The sequence below is a fragment of the Fictibacillus phosphorivorans genome, from assembly GCF_007673525.1.
GTDB lineage: Bacteria > Bacillota > Bacilli > Bacillales > Fictibacillaceae > Fictibacillus > Fictibacillus phosphorivorans_C.
In genome coordinates, this window is the sequence record NZ_VDZU01000004.1 from 13,706 (window position 1) to 27,705 (window position 14,000).

Below are 14,000 nucleotides of genomic sequence, written 5' to 3' on the forward strand. Positions count from 1 at the left end.
GGGTTTGTCATGCCATATATTTTAAAAGATAGTTTCCTCTCCATGATTCTGTCTGTCATTGGAATTATTCTGCTAGGGTCTGTGCCATATATGTTCAGTGGGATGACATTTAACACAAGCGGTTATTTGGATGGAATAACTGAAATGTTCAGAGTCATGCTGAATCCTGAAGAAATCATGTACTTTGCAGAAAGTGGTCCATACCCGCTCTTTCCAAGCATGTGGGGAATCTATGGATACTCGGTTACCATTTTGTTTGCTGCATTCTTTATAGCAATTATCGTAGCGTTAATGTTTGCTCTATTCATATTCATGCTTCCATCAGGCTTAAAGAATAGAATAAGAGTATTTTCTTTTGTTTTTGAATCGATTCCAGATGTATTAATCGCGATCGGTATACAATTCTTTATCGTATGGTTCTTCAAGAAAACGAACATCTTATTATTTCAGGTTGTATCTCTGTACGATCAGAAGACGTACTTTGTTCCTATTTTATGCTTAACGATTTTACCGACCTTTCTTATTTTGCGAATTCTATTATTAAACATAGAAGAAGAGTACGGAAAGCTATATGTAGATACGGCAAGAAGTAAAGGAATGGGACGCTTTCGGATCTTATGGCGCCATGTCCTGCCAAATACGTTGTTAAGCGTGTTTCACCAGTCACGAAATATATTATGGTTTATGCTATCCAACCTGCTGATGATTGAATTTCTGTTTAATATTTATGGCATCACATCACTGATCAGGACTAGTGGAAATCCGGCAGTTTTTACGATTTCCATGCTGTTACTATTTGTTCCGATGTTTCTTTTTTTCACATTGTTACGAGTGATCACGTTTAAATGGGTTGGTGAAAAATGATTAAGAACATATGGAAAGATCCCTTATTTATTGTAGGATTTTTGTTTGTGTTTGGTCTTCTGGTGGCTAGTTTTTATCATCTAATCGTTCTTGATAATGAGATATATGAAGAACAGTATATAAACAATGAAGAGGGAATGCCGATAGAACCGTCAAGTCAGTACTGGTTTGGCAGTGACCGTATGGGAGCAGATCTGTTCTCTCAAATTATATCTGGAGCCAAGTACACACTTGGTATCGCGCTAGCCGTCAGCTTGCTCAGGGTCGGTCTATCATTCCTCGGATCGTTTCTATTGTGGAGAGCGGGAAGAGTGATGCCATTTATAAAAGGATTGTCTCAATCGTTCTATTACATCCCGTCAGCGCTTCTTATCTTTTTTGTTGTAGGACCGATTATAAAGTTAGAAAACTTCACATTTTGGGAAAAAGCATTTTTTGAAATGCTGCTGATCATAGCTATTGCAATTCCGAACACGTCTATTCTAATAAAAGAAGAGATCAACCTGATTGAAAAAGAAGAGTTTATTACAAGTGCTAAATTAATGGGGGGTTCAAGATTAAGAATACTATCAAAACACATATTGCCCCATCTATGGTCAAAGCTGTTGCTGATCTATGTACAACAAGTGATTGCCGTCCTCCTGTTGTTAGCTCACCTTGGAATATTAGGCGTATTTTTTGGAGGAACAACAATGAGAGAATTTACAAACGAATATGAAATACCAGCATCAGACTCGAACGAATGGTCAGGACTGATAGGAGGGTATTATTATCAACTTCGTTTAGCACCATGGCTTGTGTTCTTTCCTGTGTTCAGTTTTGCCGCTGTTATATTAGCTTTTAATTTTATGGCAGAGGGCATCAAACAATCAGCCAATAAGCTGTCTCTCCCAACCAAGGTGAAGAGCAAGAGTGATCGAAAGCCAAGCCTTAAATTGGTAGAAAAAGAATCATTCGTATTTCTATCAGAAAAGAAGACAGGTTGATTCAATACATGACTACAAAGAAAAAAGACAAGAGTAAGATCTCTTGCCTTTTAACGAACTACTATCTCCACGACGCACCGATGATGATGAGAAGGATAAATAGCACGACAATTAAAGCGAAAGCGCCGCCTCCTCCGCCGTAGCCGCCATATCCGTAACCGCTGCATGGGGTGTAGCAACCATATCCGTAACCTGGATAGCCCCAGTTACGTTGTTGTTTCTGTCTTTTTCCAAACATGCTGTAAGTCCTCCTTCTTTCTTGTGCCTTATGCTTTCATCTTAGTGTATGTCCCAGAAGAAGGAGTGACATGGACAAAATCCTAATGAAATTGAAAAAGTTTCTTGGAATGCTAGGAGGACATGCTAATGAGTGAAGTGATTATGCAATATAGCAGTTTAGTAAATTGGCTTCAGGAACTAAAACGAATGCCTGAAGAATATTGGTTAGAGCCTATTCGAGAAGGTAAGTGGTCTACAGGTGAAATCATTGCACATATTAAAGCATGGGATGTATTCGTTTGGGATGAAAGGTTTTCTTATTTTTTAAAGAAATCTAACATACCACCTAAAATAGGGGATGTAGAAAAAATAAATAAAAATGCCTCTTATGAAGCAAAATCGGGTATCACCAAGAATGCTATGATTGATGAAGTAATTGAATGTAGACTGGTCTTATCTAGAAAGCTTCAAGAATTGCCGAATGCAATTTGGGGAGAGAAAATTCAGATGGGAGATTCCTGGATTACATTATGTGAATATATCAAGGGAATGGTTGGTCACGACGATCATCATAAACAGCAGATTGAGAAATTCCTCTTGTACAAAGGGATAGAGCTGTTCAAACAAGAAGTGTAGACTAGTAGGAAATAAAGTCGAATTTCCCCGGAAATTATCTTAGGAAATAATGGAAACCTTACAAAGAGCTTCTATCAAGACAGAAGTTCTTTTTTTCGTTAACATAAAAGAAAAAAAGAATGAAAGAGGACTTATGGATACAGTAACTCACACCTTGTTTGGTTTAACATTGTATGGCGCTGCGAATAAAATGAATATGGACAAGTCCCACAAGAGGGCTTTATTGTTTACTACAGTGGTCGGCAGTCAGATTCCTGATATTGATGTGGTCGTAAACCTTACGGAAACGGGCCGCATCATGCAGCAAATGTGGCATAGAGGATTAACACATTCTTTTTTCCTCGTTCCTGTTTGGGGCATTATCATCTATCTTCTTAGCAGGCTTTTATTTAAGGTGAAAGATCGAAGGCTTTTCTACTGGGCGCTCTTAGCCGTGTTTATTCATAATACGAGTGATCTCTTTAACACGTGGGGAACAGGATATCTCGAGCCTTTCTCAAGCTATCGAGTCACATTTGGTACGATTCCCATTGTTGATTTTGTATATTGGTTCTTGATGCTCGCTGGTTTTATCGTTTCAAGAAAAAAAGAACCATCAGATCGTTTTAAAGTTTTCCGTGTGGTATGGATCTTGATGGTTGCACATGTTGCGATACAATCCATCCAAGGCAATGTCATCTATAACGAAGCAAAAGAAAAGTATGATGAGGTAGCATTAGCGGCAGGCTTTGTTCCTACCCAGTTTCAAGTAATCGGAAAAAAAGATAGTGAAGTAGAAATTGTAAAAGACAGTATTTTTATTGAGCCTGAGGTAGAGCATGTATTGGTTTCCAGTGATGAAGCTGATCTAGAGCCACTTTTTGAAGAGAATCCAAAAGCAAAAACACTTTATGATTGGTCTCCGTTTGTTGTGGTGGTTGAAGAAGAGGAGAAACTAGGGATCTATGATCCTCGTTTTTATCGTAATGGAGAGTCCTTTTTGTATGAGTTCATAGAAAAGTAACCCGCTAATTTCAGCGGGTTACTTTTTTGATTATGGTGTAGTTGTTGTTCCAGATGTTCCAGCGCCTGCTCCTGCTCCTTCTCCCGTACCTTGACCACCGTCCGCTGGTGGTGGCTCAGTCGGTGGCGGTTCTGTTGTCGGAGGAGGTTCCGTTGGAGGTGGATCTGGTACTGTCGGTGGATCCTCAGGTTCAGGTTTTGTATCAGGATCATCCGGGTTGTCATCTTGTGGTGGTGGAGGATCAGCCTCATCCTCTGGCTTTGTTGAAGGAGGCTCTGTTTGTATTTCGTCTTCATTCTTTTTCTCTTCTTCTTTAACCTTATCTGAATCTTTCTTTTTATCATCCTTCATTTCTTTATCTTCTTTTTTGTTTGTCTTCGTCTGTTCGTTCTTATCGGCATTCTTTGTTTTAACCGGAGCAGTCATCTCTTTAAGCGATGTCCCTTTTACGATGAGCTCTTTCGTCACATTAGAACCGTTTTCATCTTTCGTTACATAACCAGTATCTTTATTGACGTATACTTCTTCAACAGATTTTGGCTTAGAAAATCCAGCAGTCTTTTTCTCTTTTGACACTTCAGAGACGATAGACTTGAAAATGTATTTCGCTATTCTTTGGTCTTCAGTTGTTAGGTAGCTCTCTGCTGTTGTTTTGTCATAACCTGTCCACACAGCGGCTGTGTAATTTGTTGTATAACCTGCGAACCAAGAATCACTAGAGCCCTTCTCAATATGGTCAAGACCTTCTGGCATGTTAGTCGTTCCTGTTTTTCCTGCAACCTCTAACCCGGGGATAGCGGCTAGCGTTCCTGTTCCGCGTTTAACAACATCTTTAAGCATATCTGTAATCATATAAGCTGTGTAATCATGCATGGCTGCAACAGGTTTGGATTCGTACTTCGTTTCAAAGCCATCCGGATATTTTACACTACGAAGCGTGGTTGGTTTATGATAGACACCTTGATTTCCGAATGCCGTGTAAGCCCCTGCTAGTTCAAGCGGTGATGGGCCTTTACCAAATCCTCCAATGGCATAGGCAGGATGAGCGTTCTTAATAGGAATACCTAACTGATTGGCAAAGCTTACAGCATCTTCAGAGCCAACTTCCATAAAAGTTTTGATCGCAGGAATGTTGTAGGAATGAACGAGTGCTTCTCTCATGGAAACATCTCCATGAAATTCATCATCCCAGTTTCCGGCTTCCCAACCGTCGATCTCTAACTCTTCATCTTTAATCTGTTTATACGTAGACCATTTAAACTTTTCTATGGCTGGACCATAATCTAAGATTGGTTTGATGGTCGAACCGGGCTGGCGTGTTATATCAGTCGCATAGTTAAATCCTTTCTCAACGTTTTGCTCACCGCTTGTTCGATTCCCGCCTAATGCTCGAATCACACCAGTCTTTGTATCGAGCAGCGCGACACCGGCCTTGAATTTGTCATTTGGATAGTTCACATATTCTTCAGTAGATAGCACTTTTTCGGTATGTGCTTGAGCTTTTGGATCAAGTGTTGTGTAAATTTTTAATCCGCCTTCATAAATCGCTCTCTCAGAAACTCCTTTTTCTTTTAATTCCTTAATCACTTGCTGAATAAAAGCATCATACTTTAATCGCTTCGTTTTTTCTTTTGAGAGAGATTCCGTTACGGAAGTACGTAGAGCTTCTTCCTTTTGCTGTTTAGTAATTGCACCATTCTTGTACATGAGCTGCAGTACGGTGTTTCGTCTTTCTTCTGCCACTTTAGGGTGAAGGAAAGGGTCATAACTGCTCGGCCTTTGAGGCAGACCAGCTAAAAGAGCCGCTTCTGCGGGCGATAGATCTTTTAAAGGCTTATTAAAATAGGTTTTTGAAGCAGTCGCAACACCATATGCTCCGCTGCCAAAGTAGATTTTGTTCAGGTACATCTCTAAGATCTGATCTTTTGAGTACTTCTGTTCTAATTGAATAGCAAGGTAAGCTTCTTGCACTTTTCGTTCGAGTGTTTTGTCTGACGATAGAACAGAGTTTTTTACAACCTGCTGTGTAATCGTACTTGCCCCTTCAGCACCGAATCCATCTTGTACATTTGCAACCGCGGCTCCGACTATACGCTTCACATCTATTCCCATGTGATCTTTAAATCGAACGTCTTCTGTAGAGATAAATGCTTGTTGGACGAGTTCTGGTATATCATCGATCTTCACATATTCTCGTCGTTCAGAGCCTGTTACATATGTGATGAACTCATCGTTCATATCATAGATCATCGATGATTGAGGATCCTTCAGGTCGTCAGCTGTAAGCTTCGGAGTTCCATTCACGTATGCATAGATCATGGCCCCTCCAAATGTCACGCTGGATAAGAAAAGAATGAGAGTAATAATAGCTGTTCGCCGAATCCAAAGTGATCGTTTTCTTTTCTGACGAAGTACAGACCTTTTCGCCATAGCACTCTTCCTTTCTTTAAGTTACTACATCTGATTTACCCAATACTTGTAAATATAAAACAGTTTATAAAGAGACTGGATGGGGGAAAGTTAAACTAGAGGAGTGATTCTATGAAAACACAGACGAAAGAAAGAGCTCAGATTATTTACTCCATGTTGGAAGATATTCATCAAAACAAAAGGTTAAGTGAAGAACAGCTCAATAAATTAACAGAAGTTGCTCAACTATTAAAAGAAGATGTTGAGATCGGAGAGAAAACTTCTGGTGTACTAGATGATATGAGTGAATTTGGAGAGAAGGCTCTTCAATTGTCATCAGAACAACAATTAAACGATTATTTAAAGCAAGAAGATCAAAAAGTTGAAGAGTATTATGAGCATTTTAAGATGTTATTTAATGATGAGAGATCATAAATGTGAAAAGCTGATATCTAGAGGGAATTTTTCTTTGGATATCAGTTTTTTAATTTCGGAAAAGGAATTCTGATTTTGTCGAACGATTATGTTGGTCATACATTTCTTTTTTATATAAAATTTAATAAAACGACCAGTCGTTTTAAAAAAGAAGATTGAGGAGTGATTGTAGTGTTAGTCATTAAACGATTTAGTGAATTAACCTTTAATGAAGCGATTTCGTTATGGAACGAATCGTGGAAGCATTATTTCTCTGATATGACCATGGACCTTAATCGATTCATACAAAAGATTGCAGGTGAAGGAATTTCATTAGAAAAGTCGGTCGTGGCTGTTTACGATGGCAAATTGGCAGGGTTTGTACTGAACGGTTTTCGAACGATTAACAACAAACGATACGTATGGAACGGTGGAACCGCAATCGCTCCAGATTATAGAGGAATGGGTGTTGGCAAGAAACTCATATCCGTCTGCTTAAACATATATGCAGAAGAGAATGTTGAAATCGCAAGACTCGAAGCGGTAAAAGAAAATGAAGCTGCTATTCAACTATATAAAAGCATGGGTTATGAGACGTTTGAAGAACTGACGTATCTTCAGCATGAAGGGGTCATTACTGCTTGGAACAGTGCAAGTTCAGAAATACAGATCAAAGAAGTATCTCTATTTGATATACAACGATTGCCCTTTTTTAAACCTAGTACCGCATGGCAGACGCAATTTCAGAGTTTAAGAGACTGTATTTGTGTGGTAGGAATGAAAGACGAAATTCCACTCGGATATGCTGTGTATAAAAAAGTTTATAATGAAACAGGGAAGCTATCCACAATTCTACTCTATCAATGTTTAACTGACGAACAGAATGAATTCCAAGAGGAGACGGTGAGAGAATTAGTAAAAACCGTATACGCCCCAGCTGAGGAATCTGTAAAAAGGATAACGATTAACATACCTAAAAAAGAGGATTATCTAAACCAACTGTTACGCGAAACAGGATTTACAACGTATGTTGAACAAGTTCATATGGAACGGGTAATCGAACAGACTAACGTGTCTCGGCCGGTGAAAACTTTTTCCGAAATAGACTGAAAACTCTGTTATAATTAAAGAAGACGTGTCATAAATGGAGGAAGCATCATGCCTAAAGTTTCAGCTGAGTATAAAGAAGAGAAACGCAACCACATTCTTGAGAGCGCCTTAAAATGCTTTAGTGAAAAGGGATACCAAGCTACGATTATAGACGACATCGTTAAAGATTCGAACATCAGTAAAGGTGCCATCTATAACTATTTTGCTAGTAAAGAAGAAATCTATCTTCAGCTGTTAAAGAAAAGAACAGATGAATTTTTCGAAGATATGGAACAAGAGAACGCTTCTCTTACAAGTGCAAGCAGAAAGCTTGAAAATCTATTTAAACGTTGGAAAAAACAAGAGTTAAAAGAAGATGATCAGCAGACGATGCGTGTATATATTGAATTCTGGCTCTATGGATCACGACAAGATGATCTACGAACTATTCTTGCAGCGCGATATAATCGATTTATCGAATATATCGTGAAGATTATTATAGAGGGCCAGGAATCGGGAGAAATCAAAAAAGAGTTAGATCCGCAAAACATTTCACGAATCTTTTGGGCTCTTCGTGATGGTAACGTGCTTCATTATTCTTTTTTAGGAGAAGAAGAGCAATACCGGATAGCCTGGGATACCATCGAAGAAATGTTTTTGAGCTATGTAATTACAAAATAAAGAGGAGACACCAGTTTTTTTGGTGTCTTTTTTTTATACAGCGTGTGTCTACTTTTCTAAATAAGTCGTCTCGCAGATTTGTGAACTAAACTTGCAGAAAAAATTTCAATGTATATGGAGTTATTCAAAAAATTCTTCCATCCACATCAGTAATACCCGGCTACGGTATCGATGCTAAGTCAGCATTCTTAAACTAAACAGTATCTATCCTGCCCAAGACATATTTACTGGCTAGTTTTGTCTAAGAAGTTCCACTTTTGTTGGGAATTATCGACCAAATGGTCCTATCGATATGATATAAAAAAGAGTAGACTTAGAAGTAACATATTTGTAATGTAACTTTTTATAAGTAAATTCGACTACATAAATACATAGAGATAGGGGGCCATCCGAAGTGAAGGAAACGTTCGACCGATTGTATGATGAGTATCATACGGCGTTATTTCAATTTATCTTCTATATGGTACGAAATCGCGAATCGGCAGAAGATCTTGTGCAAGAAGTATATATCCGGGTATTAAACGCTTACGAAAGTTTCGAAGGCAAGAGTTCAGAGAAGACATGGTTGTATTCCATTGCCAGGCACGTGGCCATTGACTGGCTTAGAAAACAATCCAGACGCAACAAACGGTTCCTATTCTTTGATATAAAAGAAAGTGAAGGTGTATTGCGTGATGGAGATCCCCTTCCAGAAGAATTAGTTGCAAAAAAAGAGTCTTACCGAGATTTATATACAATGATGAAACGTTGTTCACTCGATCAGCAGCAAGTGCTTGTACTTCGGTACATTCAATCATTATCGATCTCAGAAACTGCGCAAATACTAAGTTGGACCGAAAGTAAAGTAAAGACCACCCAGCACCGGGCTATAAAAGAATTGCGCAAATGGCTGGATCAGCAACCGGGCCTGGAGGAGGAATTGAAAGATGGAACCAATTAAGTGGAATGATGAAAAAATTGAAGAGCATCTTAAGCATTTGCCCCCAATAAGAGACCGTCGATCTAAGCAGGATCTTTTCTTAAAGGTTCAGGCAAATATTAATTATAAGGATAGTAAAGATAAACGCCTTCCTTCATGGAGTATACCGGCACTCGCTACAGCATGCGCGCTTGTCATATTTGGTGTCTTCGCTCCAGATCTAATGAAGAACGGGATACAGATGGAGAACTCCAAAGTTGCTGAGCAATCGGATAAGAGGGAAGAAAAATCGTTAGATGACTCAGCGGATAAAGATCAAAACTCTGCTGGGATCATGAAAGCTGAACCATCTGTTGCGTATCATGCGCCTTATCTAGAAAAGAACTTGAAAGCGATGAACAAAGACTGGGTGACTGTAGGTTATTTGGATGATCAAGCACAACTTGTCATACCTGTTAGTTTCTTAACTGATCAAGACTTTTACGTTAATAAAGTGAATAAAGAACTTAAAGCATTTAATCCTAAAGATGTTGGATTAGCGGATAGTCCACTAGAAAAGGCGAAAATTACCGAGGAAGAAGAGTCGGTGATTGTTGATCTGCCAGCAGGATCTATTGATGGAGCCGAAGAACCTCTGCTTCAGGCTTTAATCACGATGACTTTTGCTAACGAGGATCAGAAGGCGAAAGTCGAACTGCGTATGAATGGTGACAAAGGCTACGAATTCCAGCGTTATGGAACAGTATCTGAGTGGGATCTTAAAGTTCCTGGTGCTCCTCATTTTCGTTATGACGCCCCATCAACAGATGCATTTATCGTAAGTCTGTTTGCAACGGGGATAGACACGAAATCGATGCCAAAGGAGTTTGAAGATGCTCTTGAGATGATGGATGATGAGCAAGAGCGTGGCCTTAAACCGCTGTTACCAAAAAACACAGTACTAGGTGTGAGAGTAATAAACAAGGATGACGTAGAGATAACCTTTCCTGATTCTATAAAATTATCTGCTGATGATACAGAAGATCTGATGATGATCGACGCGATTCTATTAACAGCTGAAAGCTACGGGTTTGAGTCTGTAAAGTTTAACAATACGAAAATAGATTCAATCGGTCCTTATAAGCTTAGTGAAGAGATTGAAGGAGTGACCGGAGCAAACTTCTATCAATAGTAAAAAATGAATGTCGAAAAAGGCTGCAATTTGCAGTCTTTTTTCTATGGAAAGCGGGTAACTTTCGTTGTGTAATATTCGACTAATAGAGTGAAAGAGTTCATTAAAGAGAGGATGTTAAACATGAAACGTTTACTCGTCGCAGTAGTTTCATTAGGACTCGCAGCTCTATTCATTTTAGGCGGTGTATCTGCTGCAAAAGCATCTCCATCTTATGATCAAGAAGTAACAGAAACAGCAAAACTCTACAAAGGAGCTCCGTTTAAATGGGGTGGCACAACACCAAAAGGGTTTGATGCATCAGGGTTTACCACATATATATTCAAAACAACAGTTGTAAACAAAAGTCTGCCAAGAACATCTGCTGAGCAGTATAAAGGCGGCACACCTGTTTTAAAAGGAAAAGAAAAACTAGGTGATCTCGTATTCTTTAAAACAAATGGTAAAAGTGTTTCTTTTGTAGGCATCTATATGGGAAATAGAGAGTTCATTGCCGCTACTTCAAAAGGAGTACGAATACAATCACTTGATTCTAAGTACTGGAAGGGAACGTATGTAGGTTCGAAAAGATATTTACCCTGAATAAATATTCGAACTGTCCTCAGCGTTGAGGGCAGTTTTTTTGTAGTTCAGAAGAAATCAATTTAACACCTATGAGCCTATGGGTTAAAAATAAAAGTAATAGGGTCATACTGTTAATGATGAAAATGAGGTGTGACAGATGACCATAATTAAGCTTGGTTTTGTGGCAATGAGCATGGAATTAAAAAATGCTTCTCCATCCAAAACGATGACCTATAAACAATTCAGTCAGCTGCAGAATAGAGAAGCGGGTTTGAGGAAACTTGAGCGCATATCGCTTGCCAATATAACCAATACGCTTCGAGTGTTAAAGCATGCCGTGGCTAACGATGTACGGTTTTATCGAATGACATCCAGAATCATTCCACTAGCTAATCATAGTGAGCTCTTAGACTGGGATTATATTAGTCCTTTGCATGATGCACTCCATGAGATGGGACAATATGCAAAACAACATAAAATGAGGCTAGACTTTCACCCGGACCATTTTGTATTAATAAATTCTCCGAAAAAAGAGATTCTTAAAAACTCTCTAAAGACGCTACAGCTGCACTACAAAATACTCAAAAGCATGGGAATGGATACAGAGCATCGTTGCGTGATGCATGTAGGTGGAAACTATAAAGAAACCGATGTAGCACTGGAGCGATTCGTACAGAATTGGGGAAGCGTTCCGTTATCAATCCAAAGAATGATCATGCTTGAGAACGATGATACATCTTTTACAATGGCGGATGCTCTGTACCTTTGTGAAAAGCTGCAGATTCCCCTTGTGTTCGATTATCACCATCACCTTGCATACCATCATGACGAGAACTGGATACAGCACTGGCCACGAGTAGTAGAGTCATGGAAAACATCTCCGCTGCCATTGAAGATGCATATCTCGAGCCCAAAGAGCGACAAACAATTTAGAAATCATGCAGACTATGTGGATGTTAATATGTTTTTTGATTTTTTAAAAGAAGTAAAAGGTAGTGTGGAGAGAATAGATTGTATGATCGAATCGAAGAAAAAAGATTTAGCTCTTTTTCAGCTTATGAGGGAAATAAAAGAGAGGAACGACGTTGAAATAATAGACGGAGCATCTTTTCGCCTTAAGTAAAACCTTTGCTATCGCAGAGGTTTTTTTATTTTCCGGGAAATTTGTCGAAAAATTTGTAAACTTTATCATTGACGAAAGAAAAGAAGTGTCACTATAATAAAAATACTTAGTAAACATAAATGTATAAAAAGTATAAAATATAAATTCAGGAGGAACACGTAATGAAAAAAGTAATCATGATCACTGGAGCTTCAAAAGGTTTAGGTAAAGCGCTTTCCCTATATTTTGCCCGGGAAGGATATAACTTGGCGATATGTGCAAGAAACGGAGATGCCCTTCAAAGTGTAAGGAAAGAGGCGGTTGAGCTTGGAGCAGATGTTCTAGCGATAGAAGCAGACATGTCAAAATCAAAAGATGTAGAACGATTCGTAGCACTGACAGAAGAGCATTTTGGAGCAATAGATGTGTTGATCAACAACGCATCCATCATTGGTCCTAGCCCGATTCCTTATTTGCTTGATTATCCTGAACAAGATTTTGAAGAAGTTCTTCGTGTTAATACGATCGGACCATTCTTAGTCACAAGAAGGGTCTTACCGATCATGCTTCAAAAACAACAAGGAAGCATCATTAATATCACATCAGAGGCGGGGGCAACGGGTTATGCCGGTTGGGGAGCTTATGGCATCTCAAAATTTGCACTTGAAGGACTAACAGAAACGTGGGCAGACGAAGTAAGTGATTTTGGTGTACGTGTGAACATGGTTGATCCTGGCGAGATGGATACAGACATGCATGCACGTGCTGTACCAGACTGTGATTATGAGCTTTCAAAACCTGAGGATCTGACGGCAGTTTTTGGATACTTGGCATCAGATGCATCCTCACTCATTACAGGAAAGCGATTTGAAGCACAGACGTTTCAGCTTGAGGGAGTGAGTTCTAATGGAAACAGCGATGAAATTTGAGGTTCCAGATGAACTAAACGCAAAAGAACCACCAGAACGAAGAGGATTACGCAGAGATTATGTAAAAATGATGGTGCTTCATAAAGACACTGGAATGACCAATCACACTCAGTTCTATCAACTAGATAGGTACTTGAAAAAAGGTGACTTGCTTGTACTTAACGCGAGCCGAACAGTTCCAGCCGTTTTAAAGAGTCGTATAGAAGCAGATGGCACTGAGGTAGAAATCCGACTGGCTCACAGAAAGAATGAATCGACATGGGAAGCACTTCCTGTTAGCGGAACTGTAAAGGAAGGTGATATCATCCGTTTTTCGCCGACATTAACGGCTACTATTATAGAACAGTCAGAAGATACACCTTTTGTATCATTAGCATTTAATCTATGCTGCTCTTCGCTGTTTAACCAAATCTATGATTTAGGAGAGCCTGTCAGATACGAATACATTCAGAAGCCTTGGAATCTAGATTACTATCAAACGGTTTTTGCAACCATTCCAGGGTCTGTTGAGATGCCCTCTGCTGGAAGGGCGTTCAGTTGGGAGCTTCTGTTTCGGCTTCAGAAAAAAGGCGTTAGGATCGCTTATATTACGCTTCATACGGGTCTAAGTTATTTGCTGGATGATAAGTGGCATAAAGGACCGGACAAAAACTTTGAAAATTATCATATACCGAATGAAACGGCTGACCTCATTTCTGAAACGAAAAACAATGGAGGTCGCGTGATCGCAGTTGGTACAACAGTTGTAAGGACGCTAGAGACAGTGGCACAGCATAACGGAATGGTCCATGCAGATAGTGGGTGGACGAATCTATATATTACTGAAAATACGAAACTGGCCGTATGTGATGGGTTGATTACAGGGATGCATGAACCGGAGGCGAGTCATCTGCAACTGCTTTCTGCATTCGTAAACCGATCCAAGTTATATAAAGCTTACAATGATGCTATTCAAAAGCGCTACCTCTGGCACGAGTTTGGCGATATGAATCTAATTCTGTAAGTAGGTGAATA

Annotated in this window: 15 protein-coding genes; 13 read left to right on the top strand and 2 right to left on the bottom strand. The window is 39.3% G+C overall.

The window, feature by feature from the left end; translation table 11 throughout:
* Window positions 1-9: 9 nt before the first annotated feature.
* The gene (locus tag FS458_RS19465) at window positions 10-864 is read left to right on the top strand and encodes an ABC transporter permease subunit (RefSeq protein WP_144704654.1); all 855 of its coding nucleotides are present in this window, start codon (window positions 10-12) and stop codon (window positions 862-864) included.
* On the top strand, window positions 861-1,850 hold the full coding sequence (locus FS458_RS19470; RefSeq protein WP_144704656.1) for an ABC transporter permease: 990 nt from the start codon (window positions 861-863) through the stop codon (window positions 1,848-1,850). Before FS458_RS19465 ends, FS458_RS19470 begins: the two co-directional genes overlap by 4 nt.
* A gap of 61 nt (window positions 1,851-1,911) precedes the next feature.
* Here FS458_RS19470 and FS458_RS19475 read toward each other — a convergent pair whose 3' ends face one another.
* Window positions 1,912-2,088 carry a YjcZ family sporulation protein gene (locus FS458_RS19475; RefSeq protein WP_144704659.1) on the bottom strand — a complete coding sequence of 59 codons (177 nt, stop codon included), beginning with the start codon at window positions 2,086-2,088 and terminating at the stop codon, window positions 1,912-1,914.
* 128 nt (window positions 2,089-2,216) lie between these two features.
* Here FS458_RS19475 and FS458_RS19480 point away from each other — a divergent pair, with 128 nt between their 5' ends.
* Both FS458_RS19480 and FS458_RS19485 read left to right on the top strand, forming a co-directional pair.
* Window positions 2,217-2,705, top strand: coding sequence for a DinB family protein (locus tag FS458_RS19480; RefSeq protein WP_186320664.1), 489 nt, complete (start codon window positions 2,217-2,219; stop codon window positions 2,703-2,705).
* Between the two features lie 133 nt (window positions 2,706-2,838).
* Window positions 2,839-3,708: a metal-dependent hydrolase gene (locus tag FS458_RS19485; RefSeq protein ID WP_144704665.1), complete on the top strand. Its 870-nt coding sequence runs from the start codon at window positions 2,839-2,841 to the stop codon at window positions 3,706-3,708.
* Between the two features lie 30 nt (window positions 3,709-3,738).
* Here the strand turns inward: FS458_RS19485 and FS458_RS19490 are convergent, their stop codons facing one another.
* Window positions 3,739-6,138 (bottom strand): transglycosylase domain-containing protein, encoded by a 2,400-nt coding sequence (locus FS458_RS19490; RefSeq protein WP_144704668.1) that lies wholly within the window; start codon window positions 6,136-6,138, stop codon window positions 3,739-3,741.
* Between the two features lie 111 nt (window positions 6,139-6,249).
* On the opposite strand from FS458_RS19490, the gene FS458_RS19495 reads away from it, so the two are divergent.
* The 9 genes from FS458_RS19495 to FS458_RS19535 all read left to right on the top strand — a co-directional run bounded on the left by FS458_RS19495 (window position 6,250) and on the right by FS458_RS19535 (window position 13,989).
* Window positions 6,250-6,552, top strand: coding sequence for a hypothetical protein (locus FS458_RS19495; RefSeq protein WP_144704671.1), 303 nt, complete (start codon window positions 6,250-6,252; stop codon window positions 6,550-6,552).
* 171 nt (window positions 6,553-6,723) lie between these two features.
* Window positions 6,724-7,641, top strand: a complete 918-nt coding sequence (locus FS458_RS19500; protein WP_186320665.1) for a GNAT family N-acetyltransferase — start codon at window positions 6,724-6,726, stop codon at window positions 7,639-7,641.
* Window positions 7,642-7,689: 48 nt separating this feature from the next.
* Entirely contained in the window at window positions 7,690-8,301 is a 612-nt protein-coding gene (locus FS458_RS19505; protein ID WP_144704677.1) for a TetR/AcrR family transcriptional regulator, read from the top strand.
* Between the two features lie 394 nt (window positions 8,302-8,695).
* On the top strand, window positions 8,696-9,241 hold the full coding sequence (gene sigX, locus FS458_RS19510; RefSeq protein ID WP_144704680.1) for an RNA polymerase sigma factor SigX: 546 nt from the start codon (window positions 8,696-8,698) through the stop codon (window positions 9,239-9,241).
* Complete coding sequence (locus FS458_RS19515) at window positions 9,228-10,391, top strand: GerMN domain-containing protein (RefSeq protein WP_144704683.1); 1,164 nt, start codon at window positions 9,228-9,230, stop codon at window positions 10,389-10,391. Before sigX ends, FS458_RS19515 begins: the two co-directional genes overlap by 14 nt.
* 123 nt (window positions 10,392-10,514) lie before the next feature.
* Complete coding sequence (locus FS458_RS19520) at window positions 10,515-10,973, top strand: C40 family peptidase (protein WP_231607592.1); 459 nt, start codon at window positions 10,515-10,517, stop codon at window positions 10,971-10,973.
* 139 nt (window positions 10,974-11,112) lie between these two features.
* Window positions 11,113-12,078, top strand: a complete 966-nt coding sequence (uvsE, locus tag FS458_RS19525; RefSeq protein WP_144704688.1) for a UV DNA damage repair endonuclease UvsE — start codon at window positions 11,113-11,115, stop codon at window positions 12,076-12,078.
* Between the two features lie 161 nt (window positions 12,079-12,239).
* Window positions 12,240-12,986: an SDR family NAD(P)-dependent oxidoreductase gene (locus FS458_RS19530; protein WP_144704691.1), complete on the top strand. Its 747-nt coding sequence runs from the start codon at window positions 12,240-12,242 to the stop codon at window positions 12,984-12,986.
* Window positions 12,964-13,989, top strand: a complete 1,026-nt coding sequence (locus FS458_RS19535) for an S-adenosylmethionine:tRNA ribosyltransferase-isomerase (RefSeq protein WP_144704694.1) — start codon at window positions 12,964-12,966, stop codon at window positions 13,987-13,989. The genes FS458_RS19530 and FS458_RS19535 overlap by 23 nt, the downstream gene beginning before the upstream one ends.
* Window positions 13,990-14,000 lie beyond the last annotated feature (11 nt).

What these genes read in the sequence shown, in the direction of transcription:
- FS458_RS19465 (WP_144704654.1), top strand. Translation starts at nt 10, where the DNA reads ATGCCATATATTTTAAAAGATAGTTTCCTCTCCATGATTCTGTCTGTC.
- FS458_RS19470 (WP_144704656.1), top strand. Translation starts at nt 861, where the DNA reads ATGATTAAGAACATATGGAAAGATCCCTTATTTATTGTAGGATTTTTG.
- FS458_RS19475 (WP_144704659.1), bottom strand. Translation starts at nt 2,088, where the DNA reads ATGTTTGGAAAAAGACAGAAACAACAACGTAACTGGGGCTATCCAGGT.
- FS458_RS19480 (WP_186320664.1), top strand. Translation starts at nt 2,217, where the DNA reads ATGAGTGAAGTGATTATGCAATATAGCAGTTTAGTAAATTGGCTTCAG.
- FS458_RS19485 (WP_144704665.1), top strand. Translation starts at nt 2,839, where the DNA reads ATGGATACAGTAACTCACACCTTGTTTGGTTTAACATTGTATGGCGCT.
- FS458_RS19490 (WP_144704668.1), bottom strand. Translation starts at nt 6,138, where the DNA reads ATGGCGAAAAGGTCTGTACTTCGTCAGAAAAGAAAACGATCACTTTGG.
- FS458_RS19495 (WP_144704671.1), top strand. Translation starts at nt 6,250, where the DNA reads ATGAAAACACAGACGAAAGAAAGAGCTCAGATTATTTACTCCATGTTG.
- FS458_RS19505 (WP_144704677.1), top strand. Translation starts at nt 7,690, where the DNA reads ATGCCTAAAGTTTCAGCTGAGTATAAAGAAGAGAAACGCAACCACATT.
- FS458_RS19515 (WP_144704683.1), top strand. Translation starts at nt 9,228, where the DNA reads ATGGAACCAATTAAGTGGAATGATGAAAAAATTGAAGAGCATCTTAAG.
- FS458_RS19520 (WP_231607592.1), top strand. Translation starts at nt 10,515, where the DNA reads ATGAAACGTTTACTCGTCGCAGTAGTTTCATTAGGACTCGCAGCTCTA.
- uvsE (WP_144704688.1), top strand. Translation starts at nt 11,113, where the DNA reads ATGACCATAATTAAGCTTGGTTTTGTGGCAATGAGCATGGAATTAAAA.
- FS458_RS19530 (WP_144704691.1), top strand. Translation starts at nt 12,240, where the DNA reads ATGAAAAAAGTAATCATGATCACTGGAGCTTCAAAAGGTTTAGGTAAA.
- FS458_RS19535 (WP_144704694.1), top strand. Translation starts at nt 12,964, where the DNA reads ATGGAAACAGCGATGAAATTTGAGGTTCCAGATGAACTAAACGCAAAA.